The organism is Agrobacterium sp. OT33 (genome assembly GCF_017313365.1).
In the GTDB taxonomy this organism is placed as follows: Bacteria; Pseudomonadota; Alphaproteobacteria; order Rhizobiales; family Rhizobiaceae; genus Agrobacterium; species Agrobacterium rhizogenes_A.
The window spans coordinates 267,405-288,665 of record NZ_JAFLMZ010000007.1 but is presented as its reverse complement, the minus strand read 5'-3'; the positions used below and the strand labels follow the sequence as shown (position 1 = coordinate 288,665).

General features: G+C 60.7%; 23 protein-coding genes. 17 read left to right on the top strand and 6 right to left on the bottom strand.

Translation table 11 applies throughout. The features are described from left to right. Positions 1 to 23: 23 nt before the first annotated feature. Genes cobN through JZX88_RS18170 form a run of 5 tightly spaced genes read left to right on the top strand, consistent with a single transcriptional unit; the run spans position 24 to position 6,883 of the window. Complete coding sequence (gene cobN, locus JZX88_RS18190) at positions 24 to 3,374, top strand: cobaltochelatase subunit CobN (protein ID WP_206914349.1); 3,351 nt, start codon at positions 24 to 26, stop codon at positions 3,372 to 3,374. Beyond that, positions 3,374 to 4,732: a precorrin-3B synthase gene (cobG, locus tag JZX88_RS18185; protein ID WP_206914389.1), complete on the top strand. Its 1,359-nt coding sequence runs from the start codon at positions 3,374 to 3,376 to the stop codon at positions 4,730 to 4,732. Before cobN ends, cobG begins: the two co-directional genes overlap by 1 nt. Beyond that, positions 4,729 to 5,361 carry a precorrin-8X methylmutase gene (locus JZX88_RS18180; RefSeq protein WP_142858329.1) on the top strand — a complete coding sequence of 211 codons (633 nt, stop codon included), beginning with the start codon at positions 4,729 to 4,731 and terminating at the stop codon, positions 5,359 to 5,361. Before cobG ends, JZX88_RS18180 begins: the two co-directional genes overlap by 4 nt. Further along, positions 5,358 to 6,125: a precorrin-2 C(20)-methyltransferase gene (locus JZX88_RS18175; protein ID WP_206914348.1), complete on the top strand. Its 768-nt coding sequence runs from the start codon at positions 5,358 to 5,360 to the stop codon at positions 6,123 to 6,125. The genes JZX88_RS18180 and JZX88_RS18175 overlap by 4 nt, the downstream gene beginning before the upstream one ends. Beyond that, positions 6,122 to 6,883 (top strand): precorrin-3B C(17)-methyltransferase, encoded by a 762-nt coding sequence (locus JZX88_RS18170; protein ID WP_206914347.1) that lies wholly within the window; start codon positions 6,122 to 6,124, stop codon positions 6,881 to 6,883. The genes JZX88_RS18175 and JZX88_RS18170 overlap by 4 nt, the downstream gene beginning before the upstream one ends. On the opposite strand, the gene JZX88_RS18165 is transcribed toward JZX88_RS18170, so the two are convergent. Then, positions 6,850 to 7,632 carry a cobalt-precorrin-6A reductase gene (locus JZX88_RS18165; protein ID WP_206914346.1) on the bottom strand — a complete coding sequence of 261 codons (783 nt, stop codon included), beginning with the start codon at positions 7,630 to 7,632 and terminating at the stop codon, positions 6,850 to 6,852. The genes JZX88_RS18170 and JZX88_RS18165 overlap by 34 nt on opposite strands. Between JZX88_RS18165 and cbiE the strand changes: the two genes are divergently transcribed. The 3 genes from cbiE to cobM are packed head-to-tail and all read left to right on the top strand — an operon-like array spanning position 7,631 to position 10,073. After that, a complete protein-coding gene (gene cbiE / locus JZX88_RS18160; RefSeq protein ID WP_206914345.1) occupies positions 7,631 to 8,890 on the top strand; it encodes a precorrin-6y C5,15-methyltransferase (decarboxylating) subunit CbiE in 1,260 nt (419 codons plus the stop codon). The two genes, JZX88_RS18165 and cbiE, sit on opposite strands and share 2 nt — an antisense overlap. After that, positions 8,884 to 9,303: a cobalamin biosynthesis protein gene (locus JZX88_RS18155; RefSeq protein WP_206914388.1), complete on the top strand. Its 420-nt coding sequence runs from the start codon at positions 8,884 to 8,886 to the stop codon at positions 9,301 to 9,303. The genes cbiE and JZX88_RS18155 overlap by 7 nt, the downstream gene beginning before the upstream one ends. Further along, positions 9,300 to 10,073 carry a precorrin-4 C(11)-methyltransferase gene (gene cobM, locus JZX88_RS18150; RefSeq protein WP_206914344.1) on the top strand — a complete coding sequence of 258 codons (774 nt, stop codon included), beginning with the start codon at positions 9,300 to 9,302 and terminating at the stop codon, positions 10,071 to 10,073. Before JZX88_RS18155 ends, cobM begins: the two co-directional genes overlap by 4 nt. Here the strand turns inward: cobM and JZX88_RS18145 are convergent. Further along, positions 10,028 to 11,158: a cobalt-precorrin-5B (C(1))-methyltransferase gene (locus JZX88_RS18145; protein ID WP_206914343.1), complete on the bottom strand. Its 1,131-nt coding sequence runs from the start codon at positions 11,156 to 11,158 to the stop codon at positions 10,028 to 10,030. The two genes, cobM and JZX88_RS18145, sit on opposite strands and share 46 nt — an antisense overlap. A gap of 57 nt (positions 11,159 to 11,215) precedes the next feature. On the opposite strand from JZX88_RS18145, the gene cobA reads away from it, so the two are divergent. The 3 genes from cobA to JZX88_RS18130 all read left to right on the top strand — a co-directional run bounded on the left by cobA (position 11,216) and on the right by JZX88_RS18130 (position 14,794). Continuing rightward, the gene (gene cobA / locus JZX88_RS18140) at positions 11,216 to 12,004 is read left to right on the top strand and encodes a uroporphyrinogen-III C-methyltransferase (protein ID WP_206914342.1); all 789 of its coding nucleotides are present in this window, start codon (positions 11,216 to 11,218) and stop codon (positions 12,002 to 12,004) included. After that, positions 12,001 to 13,317 (top strand): cobyrinate a,c-diamide synthase, encoded by a 1,317-nt coding sequence (locus JZX88_RS18135; RefSeq protein WP_206914341.1) that lies wholly within the window; start codon positions 12,001 to 12,003, stop codon positions 13,315 to 13,317. The genes cobA and JZX88_RS18135 overlap by 4 nt, the downstream gene beginning before the upstream one ends. A 226-nt stretch (positions 13,318 to 13,543) precedes the next feature. Further along, complete coding sequence (locus JZX88_RS18130) at positions 13,544 to 14,794, top strand: cytochrome-c peroxidase (protein WP_206914340.1); 1,251 nt, start codon at positions 13,544 to 13,546, stop codon at positions 14,792 to 14,794. Here JZX88_RS18130 and leuB read toward each other — a convergent pair. The 3 genes from leuB to JZX88_RS18115 form a co-directional block, all read right to left on the bottom strand. Further along, positions 14,775 to 15,887 (bottom strand): 3-isopropylmalate dehydrogenase, encoded by a 1,113-nt coding sequence (gene leuB / locus JZX88_RS18125; RefSeq protein ID WP_206914339.1) that lies wholly within the window; start codon positions 15,885 to 15,887, stop codon positions 14,775 to 14,777. The genes JZX88_RS18130 and leuB overlap by 20 nt on opposite strands. 221 nt (positions 15,888 to 16,108) lie before the next feature. Further along, positions 16,109 to 16,714, bottom strand: coding sequence for a 3-isopropylmalate dehydratase small subunit (gene leuD, locus JZX88_RS18120; RefSeq protein ID WP_065114390.1), 606 nt, complete (start codon positions 16,712 to 16,714; stop codon positions 16,109 to 16,111). Positions 16,715 to 16,880: 166 nt separating this feature from the next. Beyond that, positions 16,881 to 17,111, bottom strand: a complete 231-nt coding sequence (locus JZX88_RS18115; RefSeq protein ID WP_065114389.1) for a hypothetical protein — start codon at positions 17,109 to 17,111, stop codon at positions 16,881 to 16,883. Positions 17,112 to 17,221: 110 nt separating this feature from the next. On the opposite strand from JZX88_RS18115, the gene JZX88_RS18110 reads away from it, so the two are divergent. Together JZX88_RS18110 and JZX88_RS18105 are read left to right on the top strand one after the other, a co-directional pair. Then, positions 17,222 to 18,133 carry an aldolase/citrate lyase family protein gene (locus JZX88_RS18110; protein WP_206914387.1) on the top strand — a complete coding sequence of 304 codons (912 nt, stop codon included), beginning with the start codon at positions 17,222 to 17,224 and terminating at the stop codon, positions 18,131 to 18,133. Further along, positions 18,130 to 18,336 carry a DUF1737 domain-containing protein gene (locus tag JZX88_RS18105; RefSeq protein WP_003492695.1) on the top strand — a complete coding sequence of 69 codons (207 nt, stop codon included), beginning with the start codon at positions 18,130 to 18,132 and terminating at the stop codon, positions 18,334 to 18,336. The genes JZX88_RS18110 and JZX88_RS18105 overlap by 4 nt, the downstream gene beginning before the upstream one ends. Before the next feature lie 19 nt (positions 18,337 to 18,355). Here the strand turns inward: JZX88_RS18105 and JZX88_RS18100 are convergent, their stop codons facing one another. Next, on the bottom strand, positions 18,356 to 18,796 hold the full coding sequence (locus JZX88_RS18100) for a metallopeptidase family protein (protein ID WP_003520258.1): 441 nt from the start codon (positions 18,794 to 18,796) through the stop codon (positions 18,356 to 18,358). A gap of 330 nt (positions 18,797 to 19,126) precedes the next feature. Between JZX88_RS18100 and rplU the strand changes: the two genes are divergently transcribed. The 4 genes from rplU to JZX88_RS18080 all read left to right on the top strand — a co-directional run bounded on the left by rplU (position 19,127) and on the right by JZX88_RS18080 (position 21,102). Next, positions 19,127 to 19,441: a 50S ribosomal protein L21 gene (gene rplU / locus JZX88_RS18095; RefSeq protein ID WP_065114387.1), complete on the top strand. Its 315-nt coding sequence runs from the start codon at positions 19,127 to 19,129 to the stop codon at positions 19,439 to 19,441. A 40-nt stretch (positions 19,442 to 19,481) separates the two neighbouring features. Beyond that, positions 19,482 to 19,751, top strand: coding sequence for a 50S ribosomal protein L27 (gene rpmA, locus JZX88_RS18090; RefSeq protein WP_003492686.1), 270 nt, complete (start codon positions 19,482 to 19,484; stop codon positions 19,749 to 19,751). Between the two features lie 131 nt (positions 19,752 to 19,882). After that, positions 19,883 to 20,515: a GNAT family N-acetyltransferase gene (locus JZX88_RS18085; protein WP_003505256.1), complete on the top strand. Its 633-nt coding sequence runs from the start codon at positions 19,883 to 19,885 to the stop codon at positions 20,513 to 20,515. Beyond that, positions 20,512 to 21,102 carry a GNAT family N-acetyltransferase gene (locus JZX88_RS18080; RefSeq protein ID WP_142858303.1) on the top strand — a complete coding sequence of 197 codons (591 nt, stop codon included), beginning with the start codon at positions 20,512 to 20,514 and terminating at the stop codon, positions 21,100 to 21,102. The genes JZX88_RS18085 and JZX88_RS18080 overlap by 4 nt, the downstream gene beginning before the upstream one ends. The last annotated feature ends 159 nt before the right edge of the window (positions 21,103 to 21,261 follow it).

The window sequence follows — 21,261 nt, the reverse complement described above, 5'->3', positions numbered from 1 at the left end:
GACTTTTACTGGGAATGCCTTAGATGCATATTCTCGCCACCACATCCTCGTCCCTGGACGATCTGATCGAGCCGGTTGATCTCAACCAGCCCCGTTCGGATGTGGTGATGCTGTCTTTTTCGGCAAGCGATCTTGCCGGGCTGGAAAGGGCGTGGCGGCAGGCTGGAGATGCGCTCCCATCGCTCTCCGCCGCCAACCTCTCCGAGCTTCGGCACCCCATGTCGGTCGATCTGTGGATCGAAAAGACGGCGGAGCATGCCCGTGTTATCCTTATCCGGATTCTCGGTGGAGCTGATCGATGGCGCTACGGCGTCGATCAGCTTGCCATGATGGCCCGACGGCGCGGCATCAAGCTTCTGCTTTTGCCGGGCGAATGCAGCGACAGGGACGAAAAGCTCGAAGCGGCCTCGACCGTGGACAGGCAGATACTGGCCTCTGCCCTTTCCTTTTTCCGGGAAGGGGGAAGGGCGAATATGGGCAGCCTTGCAACTGATCTTGCGGCTCTGGCAAACGATGGCGCGTGGCCGGATATCGAGGCCGAGCGTCTGCCGAAGGCCGGATTTTATCGGCCCGGGCATGGTGTTGTCAGTCAAGCGGAAGCCATTGACGGTTTTCCAGCCGATGCAGCCATACTGCCCATTCTCTTTTACCGCTCGATGCTGCTGGCGGCTGATGCAGCACCCGTGGATGCGCTCTTCCACGCACTTTCCGGGCACGGTTTTGCGCCACTGCCGATTTTCGTCAGCGGCCTGAAGGACGGGGAAGCGATCCGTTTTCTCGAAAGTGTGTTGCCTGACCTGCAGCCTGCCGCCATCATTGCTGCGACCGCCTTTGCCAGTCAGACGGATGAGGACGGACGGACGCTGTTCGACCGCCTCGGCGTCCCTGTTTTTCAGGTGGTGATGGCAACCACCCGGCGTGATGGCTGGGCGGAAAATGCGCGTGGCCTCAACCCCTCTGATCTTGCCATGCACGTGGTTCTGCCGGAACTGGATGGCCGGATTCTCGCCGGGGCGATTTCGTTCAAGCAGGCGCGGGCGGATGGCGGTGCCAGCCTCCTGAATGTGCCGGAAGCGGATCGTATTGAACAGGTGGCGAACCGCATCGGGGCATTTCTGCGATTGAAACAGGCGCCGCCGCAGGATCGCCGTATTGTCATTCTGATGCCGGATTATCCGGGTGCGGCGCCGGGGCGCACGGGTTATGCCGTCGGTCTGGACGTGCCGCAAAGCGTGCTTGAAATGCTGCGCGATCTTGCTGATGCAGGATATGCGGTGTCGGATATTCCAGACACGGCGCGAGCGTTGCTCGACTGCGTTGAACAGCAGGAAGCGACGGTCGATCTTTCTGACTATCGCGATTTCCTGACCGCATTGCCGGCCGCTGCCGCAACTGCCCTGAATGCAACATGGGGAACTGCGGAAAGTGACGATGTGCTTGTTGATGGCGCATTCCGCTTTCGCGTTGCCCGCTTTGGCAATGTTTTCGTGGCGCTTGCGCCGGACCGGGGTCGCAATGAGGATCGGCGGGTGGATTACCACGATCCTGCCCTGCCGCCGCGTCACGCGCTTGTCGCTTTCGGCACATGGATGCAGCGGGTAGCGGCTGCACACGCCATCGTGCATGTCGGCGCGCATGGCACGCTGGAATGGCTGCCGGGCAAGACGGTGGCGCTTTCGCGCGATTGTTTTCCCGAAATCGTCACCGGTCCGCTGCCGGTGGTCTATCCCTTTATCGTCTCCAATCCCGGCGAGGCGGCGGTGGCAAAACGGCGGATTGCGGCTGTGACCATCGGCCATGTTCCGCCGGTGCTGGTCAATGCCGGGCTCTCGCCGGAACAATCGGCTCTGGAACAACTGGTTGACGAATATGCGCAGGCCGATGGGCTGGATCGCCGCCGCCGCGATCGGCTGGCGAAACTGATCGTTGAAAAGGCGCTGGAAACCGGGCTTGCGGCAGAGGCGGGCGTGGGTGCGAAGGACGATGCCGATGCGGCTTTGTCGCGCATCGACGCCTTTCTCTGCGACCTCAAGGATTTCGCCATCAAGGATGGTCAACATATTTTCGGCCGCTGCCCGGAAGGCGAGGCCGATCCGTTGAGGCTTGAAAGCGCGAAGGCGGAGAAAGCCGCGCTGCTTGCCGCGCTCGACGGTTGTCACATCCCCCCCGGCCCTTCCGGCGCACCCGCGCGCGGAAGGCTCGACGTGCTGCCCACCGGGCGTAATTTTTATGCTGCCGATCCGCGCACCATGCCGACGCCGACGGCTTTCGAGTTGGGTCGCATGGCGGGTGAGGAGGTGCTGCGCCATCATCTGCAAAGCCATGGCGACTGGCCGAAACATCTGGTTTTTGATCTCTGGGGCAGTGCGAGTCTCCGCAATGGCGGTGAGGATGTGGCGCAGGCGCTGCATCTGATGGGCGCAAGGCCGATCCATGACCCGGCGACTGGCCGCGTTACCGGCATCGAGGTTCTGCCGCCGGCGAGCTTCGGGCGGCCGCGGGTCGATGTCACCTTTCGCATTTCCGGCCTGTTTCGCGACATGTTTCCGGCACTGATCGCGCTGCTTGATACGGCTGCCAAGGCCGTGGCGCGGCGGGATGAGGCGCCGGGCGACAATCCGCTGGCGGAAGAGGCGGCCGCGCTCGGGCATGTTCCGGCGCGCATCTTCGGCTCCGCGCCTGGCACCTATGGCGCGGGTATCGAGGAAAAACTCGCCAGCGGAAAATGGGACGAACGCGAGGAACTGGGGCAGGCCTATCTCGATGCGGCAAGCCATGCTTTCGGCGGTGCTGACGGGCTGGAGATTTTTGAAGATGCCGGTTTTGTGGAGCTGGTACGTCGGGCCGATCTCCTTGTCCATACCGGCGACGACCCCGGCCGTGATCTTCTTGACGGTTCTTCCGATGTGGCCTTCATCGGCGGCTTTTCTGCTGCGAAGGCAGCATTGGGTGGTGTAGCCGATATTGTAGCGCTGGATACGACCGATCCGGCACGCCCGCGTGCAAGGTCGATGACGCAGGCGCTGACGCGGGTAGCGCGCGCACGCGCCGTCAACCCGCGCTTCATTGCCGGCCAAATGCGGCATGGCCCACGCGGAGCGGCGGAATTTGCCGAAACGGTGGATAGGCTCGTTGGTTTTGCCGAAACCACCCATGTGGTTTCCTCTTCGCTGATAGAGGCGCTTTATGATGCCTATTTCGGCAATGAGGAGGTGCGCGATTTCATCCTGCGGGAAAATCCGAAGGCAGCACAGGTGATGGCCGAACGTTTCCTGTCCGCCCGCCGTCGCGGCCTGTGGCACAGCCGGCGAAATGCGGTGGATGCGGAGCTTGAAATGCTGATCATGCCCCGTTCCGAAAGGGTGGGCGCATGATGGCTGCTGCTGCCGATCCCGTTCAGCCATTCGGTCGCCGCGGTCTTTGCCCGGCGCTCTCGGCACCCATGCGGACCGGCGATGGTTTTCTGTCGCGAGTAGCTTTCGAGGCGGATATCTCGCCCCGTATGATGGTGACACTTTGTGATCTCGCCGAGCGGCACGGCAATGGGCTGCTCGACATCACCGCACGCGGCAGCCTCCAGTTCCGTGGCCTGACGCCGGAAAGCGCATGCGCCTTGGAAAAGGATGTGCTGGCGCTTGGCCTGCCGCTGCGCGAAGGGCTGGCGGTCGAGACTTCGCCTCTTGCCGGCCGGGACGATGTGGAAATCGCCGATGGCCGTTTTCTTGCCGACCAGATTCGGAAAGAGGCCCACCGGCTCGCTCTTCATGAAAAGCTCGCCGCCAAGATTTCCATCATCATCGATGGCGGCGGATATCTCTCCATGGGGGAATTACTCGCAGATATTCGCCTGAAAGCGATCCGGCTGGGCAGCCAGATTTTCTGGCAATTGCTTGTCGGTGGGCCGGAAAGCAAGGCGCTGAATGCGGGATTGGTCGAAACGGATGCGGCAGCGGATGTCGTCCTGTCGCTTCTCCTTTATCTCGCCGGCAAGGGGCCGCTCGCCCGTGGCCGCGATCTGGACGCTTCGATCATCAAATCGGTTTGTGGTGATCGGCTGCTGGATCGGGTGATAAAGAGCGAGGCCGTCCAGGCACCTTCTTCGCTGCTGGGATTGATGGCGGCGGGCATGGGTCTTTTTGCCGCCGGTGTCGCGCCTGCCTTCGGACAGGTTCGAGGCTCGGATTTATCGCGTCTCTGCCAGGAGGCAGATATGCTCGACATCAGGGTCTTGCGGCCATCACCAAACCATAGCATGCTATTTTTCGGATCGAAATCTGCTTGCGATGCGTTGCTTGAGGCTGCAGGGACAAGTGGTTTCGTTACCGAGGCCGGCGATGCGCGATCTTCCATTGCCGTCTGTCCCGGCGCGCCGGGCTGTGCATCGGCTTTTCTTCCCACCCATGAACTGGCCGCCTTTGCCTCCCGGGAATGCGCTTCATTGCTCGACGGTTCTTTCACGCTGCATATTTCCGGCTGTGGCAAAGGCTGCGCGCACCCTGCCCCGTCGCTTCTGGCCTTTTGCGGCACGGTCGATGGTCTTGCCTTTTCCGTTTCCGGCCGCGCCGGCGACCCGCCCGACGGGATTTTACCTTTCGCACAGCAGAGGACGGCGCTTTCGCGGCTTGCCCGTCTTTACGAAAAAGAACATAAGCCCGGTGAAAACGCCGCCACCCTGCTCGCCCGCCTGGGCGGGCAAGTGATTGGTGCGGCGCTTCGACAGGATGACCGATGACCGACTATGACTATATTCGCGATGGCAATGCGATCTACGAGCGCTCCTTCGCCATTATCCGTGAAGAAGCGGATTTATCCGCCTTTACCGAAGAGCAGGCGGATATCGCCATTCGCATGATCCACGCTTGCGGGCAGGTGGAAGCGGCCAGCCATTTCCGTTTCTCGGCTGACTTCGTTGCCGCTGCACGGGGTGCGTTACTGGCCGGAAAGCCCATCCTCTGCGACGCGCAAATGGTTGCCCATGGTGTGACCCACGCCCGGCTTCCGGCCGATAACGCTGTCATCTGCACGTTGCGTGATCCACGCACACCGGAGCTTGCGAAAAAGATCGGCAATACGCGTTCTGCCGCCGCACTCGATCTCTGGGCGGATCATCTGGAGGGCGCTCTGGTGGCTATCGGCAATGCGCCGACGGCGCTGTTTTATCTTCTCGAGATGCTGGAAAAGGGTGCGCCGCGTCCTGCCGCCATCATTGGCATGCCCGTTGGCTTTGTCGGCGCGGCGGAATCGAAGGATGCGCTGGAGGCAAGCGCGCTCGGCATTCCCTATGCCATCGTCAAGGGGCGCATGGGCGGTTCGGCCATGACGGCGGCCGCCATCAATGCGGTTGCGAGGGCAGGCCTGTGAGTGCGGCTCTTTTTGAACATGCCAAGGGTAAACTGGTCGGTGTCGGCACCGGGCCGGGCGATCCGGAGCTTCTGACGCTGAAAGCGGTGCGTGCCATCGAAAATGCCGATGTGCTTGCCTTTTTCTGCAAGAAGGGCGGCAGCGGTAATGGTCGCGGCATTGTCGAAGCCTTTATCCGCCCCGGCACGCTGGAAATGCCGCTGGTCTATCCGGTGACCGTCGAAAGCGACAAGAACGGCGAGGATTATCGCGGCGCGATCGCCGCATTCTTTGATCAGTCGGCGAAAGACATCGCCACCCATCTCGAGGCCGGGCGCAATGTGGCCGTGCTTTCGGAAGGCGATCCGCTGTTTTATGGCTCCTACATGCACCTTCATCTGCGGCTGTCGCCGTCCTATGATGCAGAGGTGGTTGCGGGTATCACCGCCATGTCCGGCTGCTGGTCCATGGCCGGGCTGCCGCTGGTGCAGGGCGACGACATTTTGAGCGTGCTTCCCGGAACGCTTGCGGAAGATGTTCTCGCGGAGCGTCTTTCCGGCACGGATGGGGCCGTGATCATGAAAGTCGGGCGCAACCTGCCGAAAATCCGTCGGGCGCTTGAAATGGCCGGCAAGCTCAGCGAGGCGCTTTATGTGGAACGCGGCACCATGGCAAACAGCCATGCGGTGCCGCTTATCGAGCGTGACGCATCGCCCGCCCCCTATTTTTCGCTGGTTCTGGTTCCCGGCTGGAAAACCAGACCCTCTACAGGTGAAAAGCCATGACCGGCAGCCTCATCGTCGTCGGCCTCGGCCCCGGCAGTGCAGCGCAGGTAACGCCGGAAGCGCGGGCTGCCGTCGAAGTTTCGGAAGATTTCTTCGGTTATATCCCCTATCTCGACCGCCTGTCGCTTGGTCCTCACCAGCGCCGCCATGCCTCCGATAACCGTGAGGAAATTTCCCGCGCCGAACAGGCGCTGCGGCTTGCGGCCGAAGGTGGCAAGGTCTGCGTGGTTTCCGGCGGCGACCCCGGCGTTTTCGCCATGGCAGCGGCTATCTGCGAGGCGATTGAAAATGGCCCGGCCGAATGGCGTGACATCGATTTTTCCGTCGTACCGGGTGTGACCGCCATGCTGGCGGTTGCCGCAAAGGCAGGCGCGCCGCTGGGCCATGATTTCTGCGCCATTTCGCTGTCTGATAATCTCAAGCCCTGGGGCATCATTGAAAAGCGGCTGATCGCGGCGGCGGAAGCCGGATTCGTGATGGCTTTTTATAATCCCGTCAGCAAGGCGCGGCCGCACCAGCTCGGCACTGCTTTTGATCTTTTGCGTGCGCATCTGCCCGGCTCGGTGCCGGTGATCTTCGGTCGCGCCGCAGGTCGGGCGGATGAGCGCATTCGGGTCGTGCCCCTGTCGGAAGCATCGAGCGATATGGCTGATATGGCCACCTGTATCATCGTCGGTTCGGTGGAAACCCGTCTGATCGAGCGTTCCGGCAAGGAACCGATCGTCTATTCGCCGCGGTTTTCGAAAAGGGAGAGCTGATGGCGGATGGCGGTGAGCGCAGACGCTATGTCCGGCACCGTCGCGCCCTTCAGGGGCGCGTCGCCGAGAGGTTGCGGCCGCTCAATCATGATGACCGGCAGGCCAAGCCGTCTCGCCGCTTCAATCTTGCCGTAACTGGCGCTGCCACCGGAATTCTTGGAAACCACCGTCTCGATGCGGTTGTCCTTCAGCATGCGGATTTCGTCATCCAGCGCAAAGGGGCCGCGCGCGGTGATGTAGCGCGCATCCGGTACATTCAGCGGCGGCTCCACGGGGTCGACGCTGCGGATGAGATAGCTGTGCCGGGGTGCGGCTTCGAAGGGAAGAAGCTCCTGGCGGCCGAGAGCCAGAAATACACGCCTGGTTTCATCTCCGAGCACGGTAACGGCCTGTTTGATGGTGTCGACGCTCTGCCACCTGTCACCCGGCTGGCACTGCCAGACCGGGCGCGAAAGCGCGACGAGCGGAATGTCGGCCAGCCTTGCCGCTGCAACCGCGTTGGCGGAAATTCTCGCTGCATAGGGATGGGTGGCATCGACCAGAATATCGAAGCCCTCGGAGCGGATGAAATCTGCCAGCCCCGCCGCGCCGCCAAAACCGCCACTGCGCATTGGTACCGGTTGTTCGACCGGCGAGAGCGTGCGGCCCGCCATGGACAGCAGAATTCGGTAGCCGGAGTCCTCTGCCAGCCTGCCGGCCAGAATGCGGGCATCCGCCGTACCGCCAAGGATGAGTATGGAGCGTGTCATGACGTCTGAATATTCCGGAACGGCCAGTTCTTCTACTGAAAAGAAAAAAGAGCCGTGGCTTTCCATCGTCGGCATAGGCGAGGACGGGCTTGAAGGGCTCGGCAAAAATGCACTCCGGGCAATCGAAGCGGCGGAGGTGGTTTTTGGTGGCAAACGTCATCTGGAATTGGCGGCTGCGGCCATTCAGGGCGAGGCGCGCCCGTGGTCGGTGCCGTTCGATGTGGAGGTGAGCGGTGTTCTCGCATTGCGTGGCCGCCGGGTTTGTGTGCTCGCCTCCGGCGATCCGTTTTTCTATGGCGTCGGTGTTACGCTTCTGCGGCGGATTCCCTCCGGGGAGACTGTCTGCCATCCCTCGCCTTCCGCCTTTTCTCTGGCTGCGGCACGGCTTGGCTGGGCGCTGCAATCGGCCGAATGCGTTTCGCTGCACGGGCGTTCCATCGATCTTTTGCGGCCGCATCTGCATCCCGGTGCGCGGATCATCGCGCTGACCTCGGATGAGCGTGACCCCGCTTTGATTGCGGGGTTACTGGCCGAGTCCGGTTTCTGCCGGTCGGAATTCATTCTGCTCGAGGCATTGGGCGGAACGCGTGAAAGGCGGCGGCAAGCCCGGGCGGCTGATTTTTCCTTTGATGATATCGACCCGCTAAATGTGGTGGCGATTGATGTCGTGGCGGATGAGGATGCGCGTGTCCTGCCGTTCACTAAGGGGCTCGATGACAGCCTGTTCGAACATGACGGGCAGATCACCAAACGTGAAATCCGGGCGGTGACGCTTTCATCGCTGGCACCCCGGCGTGGAGAATTGCTGTGGGACATTGGTGCGGGCTCCGGCTCGATCGGCATCGAATGGATGCTGTCGCATCCTTCGCTGCGCGCCATCGCCATAGAGCAACATCCGGAAAGGGCGGAACGGATCGCCCGCAATGCCGATGCTTTTGGTGTTCCGGGGCTGGAAGTCATGATCGGCGTGGCCCCGGCAGCTTTTGAAGGCTTGCCCACGCCGGATGCCATTTTCGTTGGCGGTGGCGGCAGCGAAGCAGGTGTGTTCGAGGCTGCCATGGAGGCGCTGAAACCCGGTGGGCGGCTGGTCGCCAATGCGGTGACGCTGGAAATGGAAGCGGTCTTGCTAGATGCGAATGCGCGGTTTGGCGGTTCGATGATCCGGCTGGAGGTTTCACGCGTAGCGGCTGTCGGTTCCATGTCAGGCTGGCGTCCGGCCATGCCGGTGACGCAATGGAGCTGGGTCAAGCCATGGTGACCGTGGCTGGTATAGGCTGCCGCAAAGGTGCTGCTTCGGATGCGATCATCGCGGCCATACGCGCCGCCGAGCGGGCCTCTGGCATGACGGTTGACTCTTTGGCGACTGCTCCGCTCAAGGCCGGGGAAGCTGGCTTCGCGGAAGCGGCGAAAGCCCTGTCGCTGTCGCTTGAAATCGTAACGCAGGAACGGCTTGAGGCAGTTGCCGCCGAGACGATGACATTTTCACAGGCCAGCCTCGATCACGCCGGAACGCCCAGCGTCAGTGAAGCCTCGGCGCTTGCGGCAGCTGGAGCAGGTGCACGGCTGGTTGCGCCCCGCCTCATCGTCGGTGAGGTAACTGTGGCTATCGCAACGACGGACAACGCGCCACGTGGTAACGACTACGCCATTGAAGACGGAGAAGAAGAATGACGGTTCATTTCATCGGCGCCGGTCCGGGTGCCGCAGATCTCATCACGGTGCGTGGGCGCGATCTGATCGCTGCCTGCCCTGTGTGTCTTTATGCCGGTTCGCTGGTTCCGAAGGCCTTGATCGATTATTGCCCGCCGGGTGCCCGCATCGTCGATACGGCTGCACTTTCGCTTGATGAAATCGAGGCGGAATTTGTGGCGGCGGCAAAGGAAGGCAAGGATGTGGCGCGGCTGCATTCCGGTGATCTTTCAGTCTGGAGCGCCATGGGTGAGCAGATTCGCCGGCTGGAGCGGCTGGGTCTCGATTATACCGTCACGCCCGGCGTGCCCTCCTTCGCCGCCGCTGCCGCCACCCTGCAGCGGGAACTGACGGTGCCGGAAGTGGCGCAGAGCCTTGTGTTGACCCGCATTTCCGGCCGAGCATCGAAGATGCCTGACGGTGAAACGCTGAAGGCTTTCGGCGCAACGGGCACGACACTTGCCATCCACCTCGCCATCCATGCCATCGGCAAGGTGGTGGAGGAGTTGACCCCGCTTTACGGGTCCGATTGCCCCGTTGCCATCGTGGTGCGCGCCTCCTGGCCGGATGAGCGAGTCATTCGCGGCACGCTGTTCGATATTGAGGGCAGGCTTGCAGCCGAGCCGGTGGAGCGCACGGCGCTGATCTTTGTCGGGCGCGGGCTTGCCTCGACGGATTTTCGCGAGAGCGCGCTTTATAGTACCGACTATGTCCGCCGGTTCCGTTCTCCGAAAGAAGATGCGGCGGGCTGATGCGACGGTGTGGAAGCGGTGCGCCCCTTGAGCGCGCCCTGACGATCGAAAACCACGATATCGAGCGCGATGGCCGGCGTGTTCAGCGCCGCCGCCGCGGTTACCCAGGCTTTTTCCGCAACGGTCGCCCCGAGGTCTATTCCCGCGCTTTCGGCCAGCTGAAAGGCGTGCGCGACCATATTGGCCTGACGGATGGCAATGGCGAGATTGTCATCCCCTCCCGCCTCCGTGGCCAAAGCCGCCAGTGCTTCAAGGTCGGCAAGGCCTTTCTTGGAATGCACGTCGAGCATGCCCTGGGCGAGCTTGGTCATCTTGGCGACGCCGCCGGCAATCGTCACCCGCTCGACCGGGTGGCTGCGCAGATATTTCAGCATGCCGCCGATGAAATCGCCCATGTCGATCAGCGCCGTCTCAGGCAGGCCATACAGCGCCTGCCCGGCTTTTTCGGAAGTGTTGCCGGTCGCGCCGAGGACGTGGGTGCAGCCGGTCGCCCGCGCCACATCGATGCCGCGCCAGATGGAGTGAATCCAGGCCGAGCAGGAAAATGGAATGACGACGCCGGTGGTGCCGAGAATGGAAATGCCGCCGAGAATGCCGAGCCTGCCATTCAGGGTTTTTTCCGCCAGTCTTTCTCCGTCACGAACGGAAATCTCGACTTCGAAATCGGCATCCGTTCCCGCCACTTCGCGAATGGCGGCTTCGATCATCTTGCGGGGCACCGGATTGATGGCGGGTTCTCCCGGCGGCAGCGGCAGGCCCGGCCGGGTAACGGTGCCGACGCCCTTGCCGGCCTTGAAGGTGATGCCGCTTCCGGGTTCTCCCCATCTAACCGTGCTTTCAATCAGGGCGCCATGGGTGACGTCGGGATCGTCTCCGGCATCCTTGACGACGCCGGCCCGGGCGAAGTTTTCACCTTTTTCCTCTGTCGCGAGGGAAAAGGCCGGCCTTGCGCCGCTTGGAAGTTCGACCTCGACAGGGTAAGGAAATTCGCCGGTCAGAAGGGCGGCGCAGGCCGCCTTCGTGGCGGCTGCCGCGCAGGTGCCCGTGGTCCAGCCGCGGCGAAGGGTCTTTCCATCCGTTTCCATATGAATTCCTATAGCCGGGACGGCTTTTTCCGTCATCGTTAAAAAGCAGCCAAGAAAATGTCGATACCGCAGATTTTAAACAGCATTGCCGCAAAAGGTCCGGTCTTTGAGGCCGGTCACGTCTGGCTCGCGGGCGCAGGGCCGGGCGATGTGCGGTATCTGACGCTGGAAGTGGCACTGGCGCTTTCGCAAGCCGATGTCATTGTGCGTGATGCATTGGTGAGCGATGATGTTGTGTCTCTTGGACCTCAGGCCGAAATCGTTTTTGCCGGCAAGCGCGGCGGCAAGCCTTCGGCGACGCAGGACGACATTACCGCGTCGCTGATCGATTTCGCCGCCCGAGGCAAAAAGGTGCTGCGGCTGAAGGGTGGCGATCCCTTCATCTTTGGGCGCGGTGGCGAAGAGGCGGAGGCGCTTGTCCGCGCCGGCATTCCATTCCGCATATTGCCGGGCATGACCTCTTCGCTTGCGGCTCTTGCTTCTGCCCGTATTCCGGCCACCATGCGCGGCATCAGCCGCGCCGTGACGCTCGCCACCGGCCATGCGGCGGGCACTGAAGAAGATCTTGACTGGCTGGCGCTGGCGAAAACACAGGAATCCATCGTCGTTTACATGGGGCTGAAGAATATCGGCTCGATTGCTGCACTTCTGATGCAGGGTGGCCGTTCAGGCGCTACGCCGGTTGCAGTCATCATGTCGGCGACGACTGAGCAGGAGCGAATTTTTATCGGCAAGCTGGAAAGCATAGCTGACGATGCAAAGCGGGAAAACTTCGAAGCGCCGGCTCTTATCGTCATCGGAGAGATCGTTTCGATGCGGGAACGGCTTGGAGTTTCAGGATCATGACGGCGCGGGCGATCATCATCGGTGCACCGCGTTCGGGATCGGGCAAGACCAGCGTCACCATCGGTCTTCTCAGGGCATTTGCCCGGCGGGGCATCAAGGTGCGGGGCATCAAGACGGGGCCGGATTATATCGATCCCGGTTTCCACACTTTTGCCACCGGTACTCCCGGTCTCAATCTGGATAGCTGGGCCATGCAGCCGGATTTGCTGCGGCATCTGTTTTCGCAGCAGACCGAGGATGCGGAACTCGTTCTGATCGAAAGCGCCATGGGCCTGTTCGACGGCATTCCGGTGGCGGAAAACCGCACCGGTTCGGCGGCGGATCTGGCGCGGCTGTTCGGCATTCCCGTGCTGCTGGTATTGGATGTGTCGGGCCAGTCGCAGACGGCTGCCGCTGTCGCCCATGGTTTCGCCCATTACGACCCTGATGTCACCATGGCGGCGGTGGTGCTGAACCGGGCCGGCAGCGAAAGACACCGGACACTGTGCACGGAAGCCATCGAAAAAATTGGCCTGCCCGTTGCCGGCTGTGTCCTGCGCGATCCTTCGCTTATCCTGCCTGAGCGGCATCTGGGGCTGGTGCAGGCCAGCGAACACCCGGAAATCGATACGCATATAGAACGGCTGGCGGATGCGATGGAAAAATCCATCGATCTCGACGCCTTGCTTTCACTCGCTGCGCCGGTGAATGTGTCTTCCGGTTCGGTGGGCGCGGCGATTGCACCGCCAGGCCAGCGCATCGCGCTGGCGGAGGATGCGGCTTTCACCTTCCTTTATCCGCATCTCAGGAAGCATTGGCACGCGGCCGGGGCCGAAATCGTGCCGTTCTCGCCGCTGGCTGATGAGGTGCCGGACGAGAGCTGCGATGTCTGCTGGCTTCCGGGCGGGTATCCCGAACTTTTTGCCGGAAAACTTGCTGATGCGGCCGGTTTCAAGGCAGGCATTACCCGTTTTGCCGCGACAAGGCCTGTTCATGGTGAGTGCGGTGGTTACATGGTGCTTGGCGAGGCGCTGGAAGATGCTGATGGGGTGACCCATGCCATGACCGGGCTTCTCTCACATGCCACCAGCTTTGCGACACGCAAGATGAATCTCGGTTACCGGCAGGCAACGATCGCGGCAAGTGGTCCACTTGGCGTGGCGGGGGATGTTCTGCGCGGCCATGAGTTTCATTATGCGCGGGTCACCGATCCCGGCCGTGACGAGCCTTTTGCCCAGATCGCCGACGGGCAGGGCCGTCCGCTCGGGCCGTCGGGTGGGAGAAGGGGTTTCGTCTCTGGCACTTTCTTCCATGCCATCGCGAGAGGTGGTTGACCTTCTGCATCATCGCCTTTCCATGGGATGTGCGGCAAAGTGGAGCAAGCTGCGAAAGTTTGTAGGCTCTCACCACGGGAAAGTGTTATAGATCGCGTCAAGGAACATGGAAAAGCGGAAATAGCGCCTGCGATCCATGTTCCGTGAAGTCTGGTCGGATTGAAAGCTGTTTCATATTTTCCGGCCCGAGCCTGCTATCGCGCATTTTGTCCGAGCGTGCCTACCGATGATAAAGCCCCGAATTTTTCTCTCTGCCGCTCTTGCTGCGTCCATTCTGCTGGCTCCCTTCGGTGGGGGGATTAACAGCATGTTCGCTCACGGCGGCGAAGATTATGCGACGCTGGAAAAGCTTGGCGCAGCGCTGTTTGACGATCCCAATCTTTCGATGAACCGGACTATGGCCTGTTCCACCTGCCATATGCAGGTGGCCGGGTTTTCCGATGCACGGGAGAGCGAGAAGGTCGGTCGGGATGTCTCTCTGGGTGACGACGGTATTTCGCTCGGCGACCGCAATGCCCCGACGGCGGCCTATGCGAGGTTCACGCCGCCTTTCGGCAAGAATGCGGCGGGTGAGTATGTCGGCGGGCAGTTCTGGGATGGCCGGGCCTCCATGCTGGAGGATCAGGCGGGCGGCCCGCCGCTCAATCCGCTTGAAATGGGCATGCCGGACAAAGCCTCTGTCGTAAAGCGGCTGAGGGAAAATCCTGACTATGTCGCAGCCTTCGGCACGCAATTCGGCAATGATGTCTTCCAGAGCGATGAAACCGCCTATGCCGCGATGACCAAGGCGTTGGCGAGTTTCGAGCGCTCGGACGAATTCTCGACTTTCGATTCCAAATATGACCGCTTCCTGCGCGGCGAGGAAAAACTGACGGATCAGGAAGAGTTGGGCCGGGTTCTGATTTCCTCGACGCAATTTACCAATTGCAATACCTGCCATGAAATCCGCGGCGCCAAGGGGCTGGAAGACGGCCTGTTCACCAACCACAAATATTTCAATATCGGCGTTCCCGCCAATATGGCGGTCAGGGCCGTGAATGGCTCGAAGCCCGGTGCGGTCGATCTGGGTTTGGCGCAAAATCCTGAAGTGGCCGGCGATCTGGCACAGCGCGGCAAGTTCAAGGTGCCGACCCTGCGCAACGTCGCCGTTACCGGCCCTTATATGCACAATGGCGTGTTCAGGGATTTGCGCACGGTGGTGCTGTTTTACGTGAAATATAAAAGCAAGAAGCCCAGCCGCCAGATCAACCCGGAAACCGGCAAGACCTGGGATGCGCCTGAGGTGCCCGAGAATATCGCCATGACGGAACTGACATCTGCGCCGGCGCTGGATGACAAGCGGGTGGATGCCATCGTGGCTTTTCTGAAGACGCTGACCGACCGGCGTTACGAGCATCTTCTGCCCAAGGAGGATGGGCAGATGGCGGTGCCGCCTGCCCAACCGGTTCCTGTCAGCGTTACGCCGAAAGCACCTTGAATTCGGCGAGAACCGCGTCACCCATTTCACCGGTGCCGACCTGACGGCAGCCATCGGCCATGATGTCGGCGGTGCGGATGCCCTTGTCCAGCACGTTGGCGATTGCCGTTTCGAGCTTGGTCGCCTCGTCAACCATGTTGAACGAGTAGCGCAGGCACATGGCGAAGGAGGCGATCATGGCGATGGGGTTGGCGATGCCCTTGCCGGCAATGTCAGGAGCCGAACCGTGCACCGGCTCATACATGGCCTTGCGCTTGCCGGTCTTGGCATCGGGTGCACCAAGCGAGGCGGAAGGCAACATGCCGAGCGAGCCGGTGAGCATGGCGGCAACGTCGGAGAGCATGTCGCCGAAGAGGTTGTCGGTCACGATCACGTCGAACTGCTTGGGTTTGCGCACCAGCTGCATGCCGCCGGCATCGGCCAGCATATGCTCCAGCTGCACGTCCTTGTATTTGGCGGCGTGGGTTTCGGTGACGACCTGGTTCCACAAAACGCCTGATTTCATGACGTTGCGCTTTTCCATCGAGCAGACGCGGTTATCGCGGGTGCGGGCCAGTTCGAAAGCGACGCTGGCGATGCGCTCGATCTCGAAAGTGTCGTAGATCTGCGTGTCGATGCCGCGCTTCTGGCCGTTGCCGAGATCGATGATCTGCTTCGGTTCACCGAAATAAACGCCGCCGGTCAGTTCGCGAACGATGAGGATATCGAGGCCTTCAACCAGTTCCGGCTTCAGCGAGGAGGCGGCGGCGAGTGCCGGGTAGCAGATGGCAGGGCGCAGATTGGCGAAAAGTTCGAGGTCCTTGCGCAGGCGCAGCAGACCCGCTTCCGGGCGATGCTCGTAGGGAACGCCATCCCACTTCGGGCCGCCAACGGCGCCGAACAGGATTGCATCGGCGGCAAGCGCCTTTTCCATGTCCGCATCGGAAATAGCCACGCCATGGGCGTCGTAAGCGGAACCGCCAACAAGGCCTTCCGAAACGGTGAAGCCGGCATTTTGCGCGCTGTTCATATAATCGATCAGCTTGCGGACCTCAGCCATGGCTTCGGGGCCGATACCGTCACCGGGCAGCAGGAAAAGCGAACGGACTGTCATGAGAACCCTCCTTGGGCGGCGCGCCGGAAAACATCACGAAGGGTTTTCGATGGCGGCGAGCGCGGCGTCAAACTCGTTCCGTCCTATGCGTGCAAAGTCGTATCGCAGCCGGACGGGATCGAGGGCTTCTTATCTCCGCCTCAACGGCTTTTCAAGCAAAGCAAAAGCCGATCCGGTACTGTTTGGTACGGGATCGGCTTTTTTGAAGAACGGAAATGCGGTCAGGCCCAGGGGCGAACCGAGGCGTTCGCCTTTTCAAACGTGTCGATAGCGCCGGAATGTTCCAGCGTCAGGCCGATATCGTCCAGACCGTTCAGCATGCAATGGCGCTTGAATTCATCGATCTCGAAGGTAATCGTGCCGCCGTCGGGGCCGCTGATTTCCTGGCGTTCCAGATCGATGGACAGAACGGCGTTCGATCCGCGCGAAGCATCGTCCAGCAGCTTTTCGAGGTTCTCGGGGCTGACGACAACCGGCAGGATGCCATTCTTGAAACAGTTATTGTAGAAGATGTCGGCGAAACTGGTGGAGATCACGCAGCGGATGCCGAAATCGAGAAGTGCCCACGGCGCATGTTCGCGCGAGGAACCGCAGCCGAAATTGTCGCCGGCCACAAGAATCTGGGCGTTCTGATAAGCGGGCTTGTTCAGCACGAAATCCGGATTGGGCGAACCGTCCTCAAGATAACGCGACTCGGCGAAGAGGCCTTTGCCAAGGCCCGTGCGCTTGATGGTCTTCAGATAGTCTTTCGGAATGATCATATCGGTATCGATATTGACCACCGGCATGGGCGCGGCAACGCCCGTCAGCTTGGTGAATTTTTCCATCTGTCGCTTCCCGTGTTTCCCTTGAACAAAATCCGGCACTCGCAAAAAGCCTGCCGGATGTTCTCTGCCGGGAAATACTGCAAAACTTGGCGCTTTAGAAGCGCAAACCCGCGTTCTTCGGTACGCCTCCTGCGGCGTACTGGCATTTTGACCGGATTAAACGATCTCAGAGATCGATAATCGTGCCCTTGCCGTCGTTCCAGACGCGCATGTCGCGCTGGTTGCGGGGCTTTACCGGAATGGGAGCGGGTTTCAGGCGCGCAGACAGCATGCGGGCAGCGCTGAGAACCGCGAGCACACCAATGAAAGCGACCGTAAGCGACGCGGTAAAAAGAGCGGCCATGGCCAGAATTGCAATGCCGGATGCGGCGATGAAAAATGAACGTATGCCTTGCATGATCCAAACCTTTCTATCCAGATGAATGTGGGCCTTCTTCTTCCGGCTTGCAAGAGGATTCAGTGGATTGTCAGCTTGCAGATGTCACAAAAGCTTGACACAAGTGCGGCATCGTCAATTTTTCCGAAAATATTTCCGTGAGACCACGTCGTTCATTGCTGTCAGTTCCGGCCGTCAATGTCCGGGCACTCGAAAAAATCCGTGAGCTTGACTGCGACGGGGTGATCCTCGATCTGGAGGATTCCGTTGCGCCCGACATGAAGGGCAAGGCACGGGACAATCTGGAAAGGCTGTTTTCGGACGGACTTCTCGCCCGGCGCGAGACCATAATCCGCATCAACCCTCTGTCGACGCCGGATGGGAAAGCGGACGTGAGGCTTGTGCTTTCCTGCCTGCCGGATGCGGTTCTTTTGCCCAAGGTGGAGCAGCCCGCCGACATCAATGACCTGGCCGATCTTCTCGCCGAGGCCGATGCGCCCGGGCGCCTGAAAGTCTGGGCGATGATCGAAACGCCGTTCGGGGTTTTTAATGCCGCGTCGATTGCCGATGCGGCCCATACGCCGGATGCGCGGCTTGCGGCCTTCGTTATCGGCCTCAACGATCTGCGCAAGGAAACACGCGTTCCGTCCCTTCCCGGACGCACTTATCTCGTGCCGTGGATGATGCAGGTCGTGCTGGCCGCCCGGGCTTACGGGCTGGACGTCATCGACAGCGTCTCGAATGATTTTCGCGATATGGCGGTTTTTGACGCTGAATGCGAACAGGGGCGCGCCATGGGATTTGATGGCAAGATGCTGATCCATCCTGCCCAGATCGAACCGGCCAACCGGCATTTCGCCCCGGATGAAGCGGCGGTTGCGGAAGCCCGCGAGATCATTGCCGCTTTCGCAAAACCGGAATCTGTGGAATTGAACGTCATCAACATGAACGGTCGGATGATCGAACGGCTGCATGTGGGCCAGGCCGAAAGGCTGGTCGCCGTGGCCGATATCATCGCGCAAAGAAAGGCGAAAAAAACGTGAAGGTCTATCGTTTCATAACCGGCCCGGACGACTCCAAATTCTGTCACCGGGTCACCGAAGCGCTGAACAAGGGCTGGGAACTTGCCGGTTCGCCGAGCTATGCCTTCAATGCCGCGAGCGGCGTCATGCATTGCGGCCAGGCCGTGACCAAGGTGGTCGAAGGCAAGGAATACCATCCGGACATGAAGCTCGGCGAGCAGTGAGCGGCGCCAGCCGCCCCGATCAGCGATCGGCGGCGGCCTCGTCGGCGCTTTCCTCGATCCGCTCCATATCGTCATCCGACAGGCCGAAATGATGGCCGATCTCGTGGATCAGGACATGGGTGATGATATCACCAAGCGTTTCCTCGTTCTCGGCCCAGTAGTCGAGAATGGGACGGCGATAGAGCGTGATGCGGTTCACCATCTCGCCCGTTTCCATGGTGAAACGTTCGGAGATGCCGCGCCCTTCGAACAGTCCGAGAAGGTCGAAAGGCGTTTCAAGCGCCATGTCCTCGAACACGTCATCGGTCGGAAAATCGGCGATCTCGATGATGAGATCTTTCGTCAATGCGCGAAATTCTTCCGGCAGGTGGCCATATGCCTCGATCGCAAGCGACTCGAAGGCGGAAAGCGTCGGCGCATGGCGGTCCCGCCAATCGTCGGTCTGGTCTATGCGGGCCATTTCTGCTCCTTGTTGGAAGGCCCATATAAACACTTGCTGGACAAATTTCGAGACCCGACTGCTTCACCCGCCGAAAAAGCATGAAATTCTTGGCGTTACAGTTACTTTTCAAGCCGTCGTCATCTTGACATAAACGGGCGTCTCGCGTAATCGGCACCCAAATTGGTGGCGTAGTGCGCCTTCTGTTTATTCCGCCCTTCAAAAGGCGGCTTCACCGGCAGACATTCAAAGGGGCATTCAGCCCTGACGGATTTCCGCTACTCCGACTGATAAAAAGACGGCCAGCTTGCATTTGCGGGCAGAGCCGGAACGAACATGAAAGGATAAAAAATGTTCGCAGTCATCAAGACCGGCGGTAAGCAGTACCGCGTAGCGGCCGACGCCGTGCTGACCATCGAAAAGCTGGAAGCAGAGGCAGGCGCAACTGTAGAATTCACCGAAGTTCTCGTTGTTGGCGAAGGCGCCGACGCCAAGATCGGTGCTCCCTTCGTCAAGGGCGCCATCGTCAAGGCTGAAGTTGTCGAGCACAATCGCGGCAAGAAGGTCATCGCCTTCAAGAAGCGTCGTCGTCAGAACTCCAAGCGTTCGCGCGGCCATCGTCAGCATCACACTGTCGTCCGCATTACGGACATCGTTGCTGCCTGATCGGCGCGACACGGGAAACAAGGTTTAAAGGAGAACTCCAATGGCACACAAAAAAGCTGGCGGTTCCTCGCGTAACGGTCGCGATTCCGAATCCAAGCGCCTTGGCGTGAAGAAGTTCGGCGGCGAAGCCGTCATTCCAGGCAACATTATTCTGCGTCAGCGCGGAACGCAGTGGCATCCGGGCGCCAACGTCGGCATCGGCAAGGACCACACGATTTTCGCACTGACCGCAGGCAACGTGAACTTCCGCACGAAGGCCAACGGCCGCGTATTCGTATCCGTGGCCCCGAAAGCGGAAGCCGCAGAATAAGCCGGTAAGCGTCATATGCAGCCGGTGTCCCATCGACCCGGCTGAGACGTATCAGGTTCAGTCAAGAAAACAGGGGAGATGGGACACCACCCAACTCCCCTTTTTCTTTAACCTCATGGAGGGACTGAACCATGCAAGCTGAATTGTTGAGGGTTGACCAATCACGGTCACCCGAGGAACGGCCGAGGCCCGATCGGTCGAGGAGCGATTGCCCCGTTTTACTGTCGCAGAGGCTGGTTTTGCGCAAGCCTCACGAAGAAGACATCGACGCCCTTGCCCATCTTGCCAACAATGCCAATATCGCGACCATGGTGTCGCGTATGCCGCACCCCTACACGGCGAAAGACGCCGCGGATTTTGTGCGACGCTCCAAAGCTGGCGAGATTGGCAAGTGCGTCTATGCGATTACCCGCATGGACAATGGCGAGTTTCTGGGCTGCTGCGCGCTCGAACCCCAGGAAGACGAAAAGACGCTGGAAATCGGTTACTGGCTGGGGGAACCCTACTGGAACCGGGGTTACATGACGGAAGCGGCGCATGCGCTGATCGACATGGCCTTCCGCACGCGTGAAATCGACCAGATCGATGCCCGTTGCCGGGTCACCAACATTGCTTCGCGCCGCGTCATCCAGAAGTGCGGTTTCCAGTTCCAGGGCTCCGGCATGGTCGGGTCTCTGGCGCTCGGCGGCATGGTGCCGGTCGAATGGTACAGGCTGGACCGCAAGACCTGGGTTTCGCTGAAGAGCTGGGGGGATATGGGATGAGTGCGCTCGAACTGACCCGACGGCGAACTTCCACCACCGTGGCGCCGCCCGGCCCCTGCCCCGTCATCGAGACAAAGCGTCTGGTGCTGCGGCCGCAGCGGCTTTCCGATGCCGGCAGCATTGCGGAATCGCTTGGCGATTTCGCCGTGACGAGGATGCTGGCCCGTGTTCCCGCGCCCTACCACAAGCAGGATGCGCTGGAATGGCTGGTCCTGCGCACCTCCGGCACCCTGCCCGACTGGGATTTCGCCATTACCAGTGGTGACGATACCCTGATCGGCGTGGTCTCGGTGGAATTGCGGCATGGCGAGTGGCATCTCGGCTACTGGTTGAACCGCTTCTACTGGGGCAAGGGTTACATGACCGAGGCGGTGGCTGCCGTGGTCGAGCGGTTCTTCCGCCGCATGCCCGGGGTGATCCTTCATTCCGGCGTGTTTGCGGATAATCCCGCTTCGCTGCGTGTGCAGGAGAAACTCGGTTTCCGGGTGACCGGCTGCCACCAGATCTACGCCACGGCGCGTGCCGCCATGGTGGCCCATATCGACACGATGATCACGGCGGAAGATTTCATTGCGCCGCGTCGTTGATACCTGAGGAGCATCGGGCCGAAAACCACATACAGTTTTCGGCCCGATGCTTTGAACAGGGCCGGTTTGCCCCGGACCGGCCTTGTCTCGCGCAGGGGCTTCCCGCACGATAGTCTTTGACCTTGCGGAGAAGCGCTTGTATTCGAAACGACAATATTT

Bases quoted from the DNA above. Each gene is read 5' to 3' on its own strand.
- cobN (WP_206914349.1), top strand. From the start codon at position 24: ATGCATATTCTCGCCACCACATCCTCGTCCCTGGACGATCTGATCGAG.
- cobG (WP_206914389.1), top strand. From the start codon at position 3,374: ATGGCTGCTGCTGCCGATCCCGTTCAGCCATTCGGTCGCCGCGGTCTT.
- JZX88_RS18180 (WP_142858329.1), top strand. From the start codon at position 4,729: ATGACCGACTATGACTATATTCGCGATGGCAATGCGATCTACGAGCGC.
- JZX88_RS18170 (WP_206914347.1), top strand. From the start codon at position 6,122: ATGACCGGCAGCCTCATCGTCGTCGGCCTCGGCCCCGGCAGTGCAGCG.
- cbiE (WP_206914345.1), top strand. From the start codon at position 7,631: ATGACGTCTGAATATTCCGGAACGGCCAGTTCTTCTACTGAAAAGAAA.
- JZX88_RS18165 (WP_206914346.1), bottom strand. From the start codon at position 7,632: ATGACACGCTCCATACTCATCCTTGGCGGTACGGCGGATGCCCGCATT.
- JZX88_RS18155 (WP_206914388.1), top strand. From the start codon at position 8,884: ATGGTGACCGTGGCTGGTATAGGCTGCCGCAAAGGTGCTGCTTCGGAT.
- cobM (WP_206914344.1), top strand. From the start codon at position 9,300: ATGACGGTTCATTTCATCGGCGCCGGTCCGGGTGCCGCAGATCTCATC.
- JZX88_RS18145 (WP_206914343.1), bottom strand. From the start codon at position 11,158: ATGGAAACGGATGGAAAGACCCTTCGCCGCGGCTGGACCACGGGCACC.
- cobA (WP_206914342.1), top strand. From the start codon at position 11,216: ATGTCGATACCGCAGATTTTAAACAGCATTGCCGCAAAAGGTCCGGTC.
- JZX88_RS18135 (WP_206914341.1), top strand. From the start codon at position 12,001: ATGACGGCGCGGGCGATCATCATCGGTGCACCGCGTTCGGGATCGGGC.
- JZX88_RS18130 (WP_206914340.1), top strand. From the start codon at position 13,544: ATGATAAAGCCCCGAATTTTTCTCTCTGCCGCTCTTGCTGCGTCCATT.
- leuB (WP_206914339.1), bottom strand. From the start codon at position 15,887: ATGACAGTCCGTTCGCTTTTCCTGCTGCCCGGTGACGGTATCGGCCCC.
- leuD (WP_065114390.1), bottom strand. From the start codon at position 16,714: ATGGAAAAATTCACCAAGCTGACGGGCGTTGCCGCGCCCATGCCGGTG.
- JZX88_RS18115 (WP_065114389.1), bottom strand. From the start codon at position 17,111: ATGCAAGGCATACGTTCATTTTTCATCGCCGCATCCGGCATTGCAATT.
- JZX88_RS18100 (WP_003520258.1), bottom strand. From the start codon at position 18,796: ATGGCCCGCATAGACCAGACCGACGATTGGCGGGACCGCCATGCGCCG.
- rplU (WP_065114387.1), top strand. From the start codon at position 19,127: ATGTTCGCAGTCATCAAGACCGGCGGTAAGCAGTACCGCGTAGCGGCC.
- rpmA (WP_003492686.1), top strand. From the start codon at position 19,482: ATGGCACACAAAAAAGCTGGCGGTTCCTCGCGTAACGGTCGCGATTCC.
- JZX88_RS18085 (WP_003505256.1), top strand. From the start codon at position 19,883: ATGCAAGCTGAATTGTTGAGGGTTGACCAATCACGGTCACCCGAGGAA.
- JZX88_RS18080 (WP_142858303.1), top strand. From the start codon at position 20,512: ATGAGTGCGCTCGAACTGACCCGACGGCGAACTTCCACCACCGTGGCG.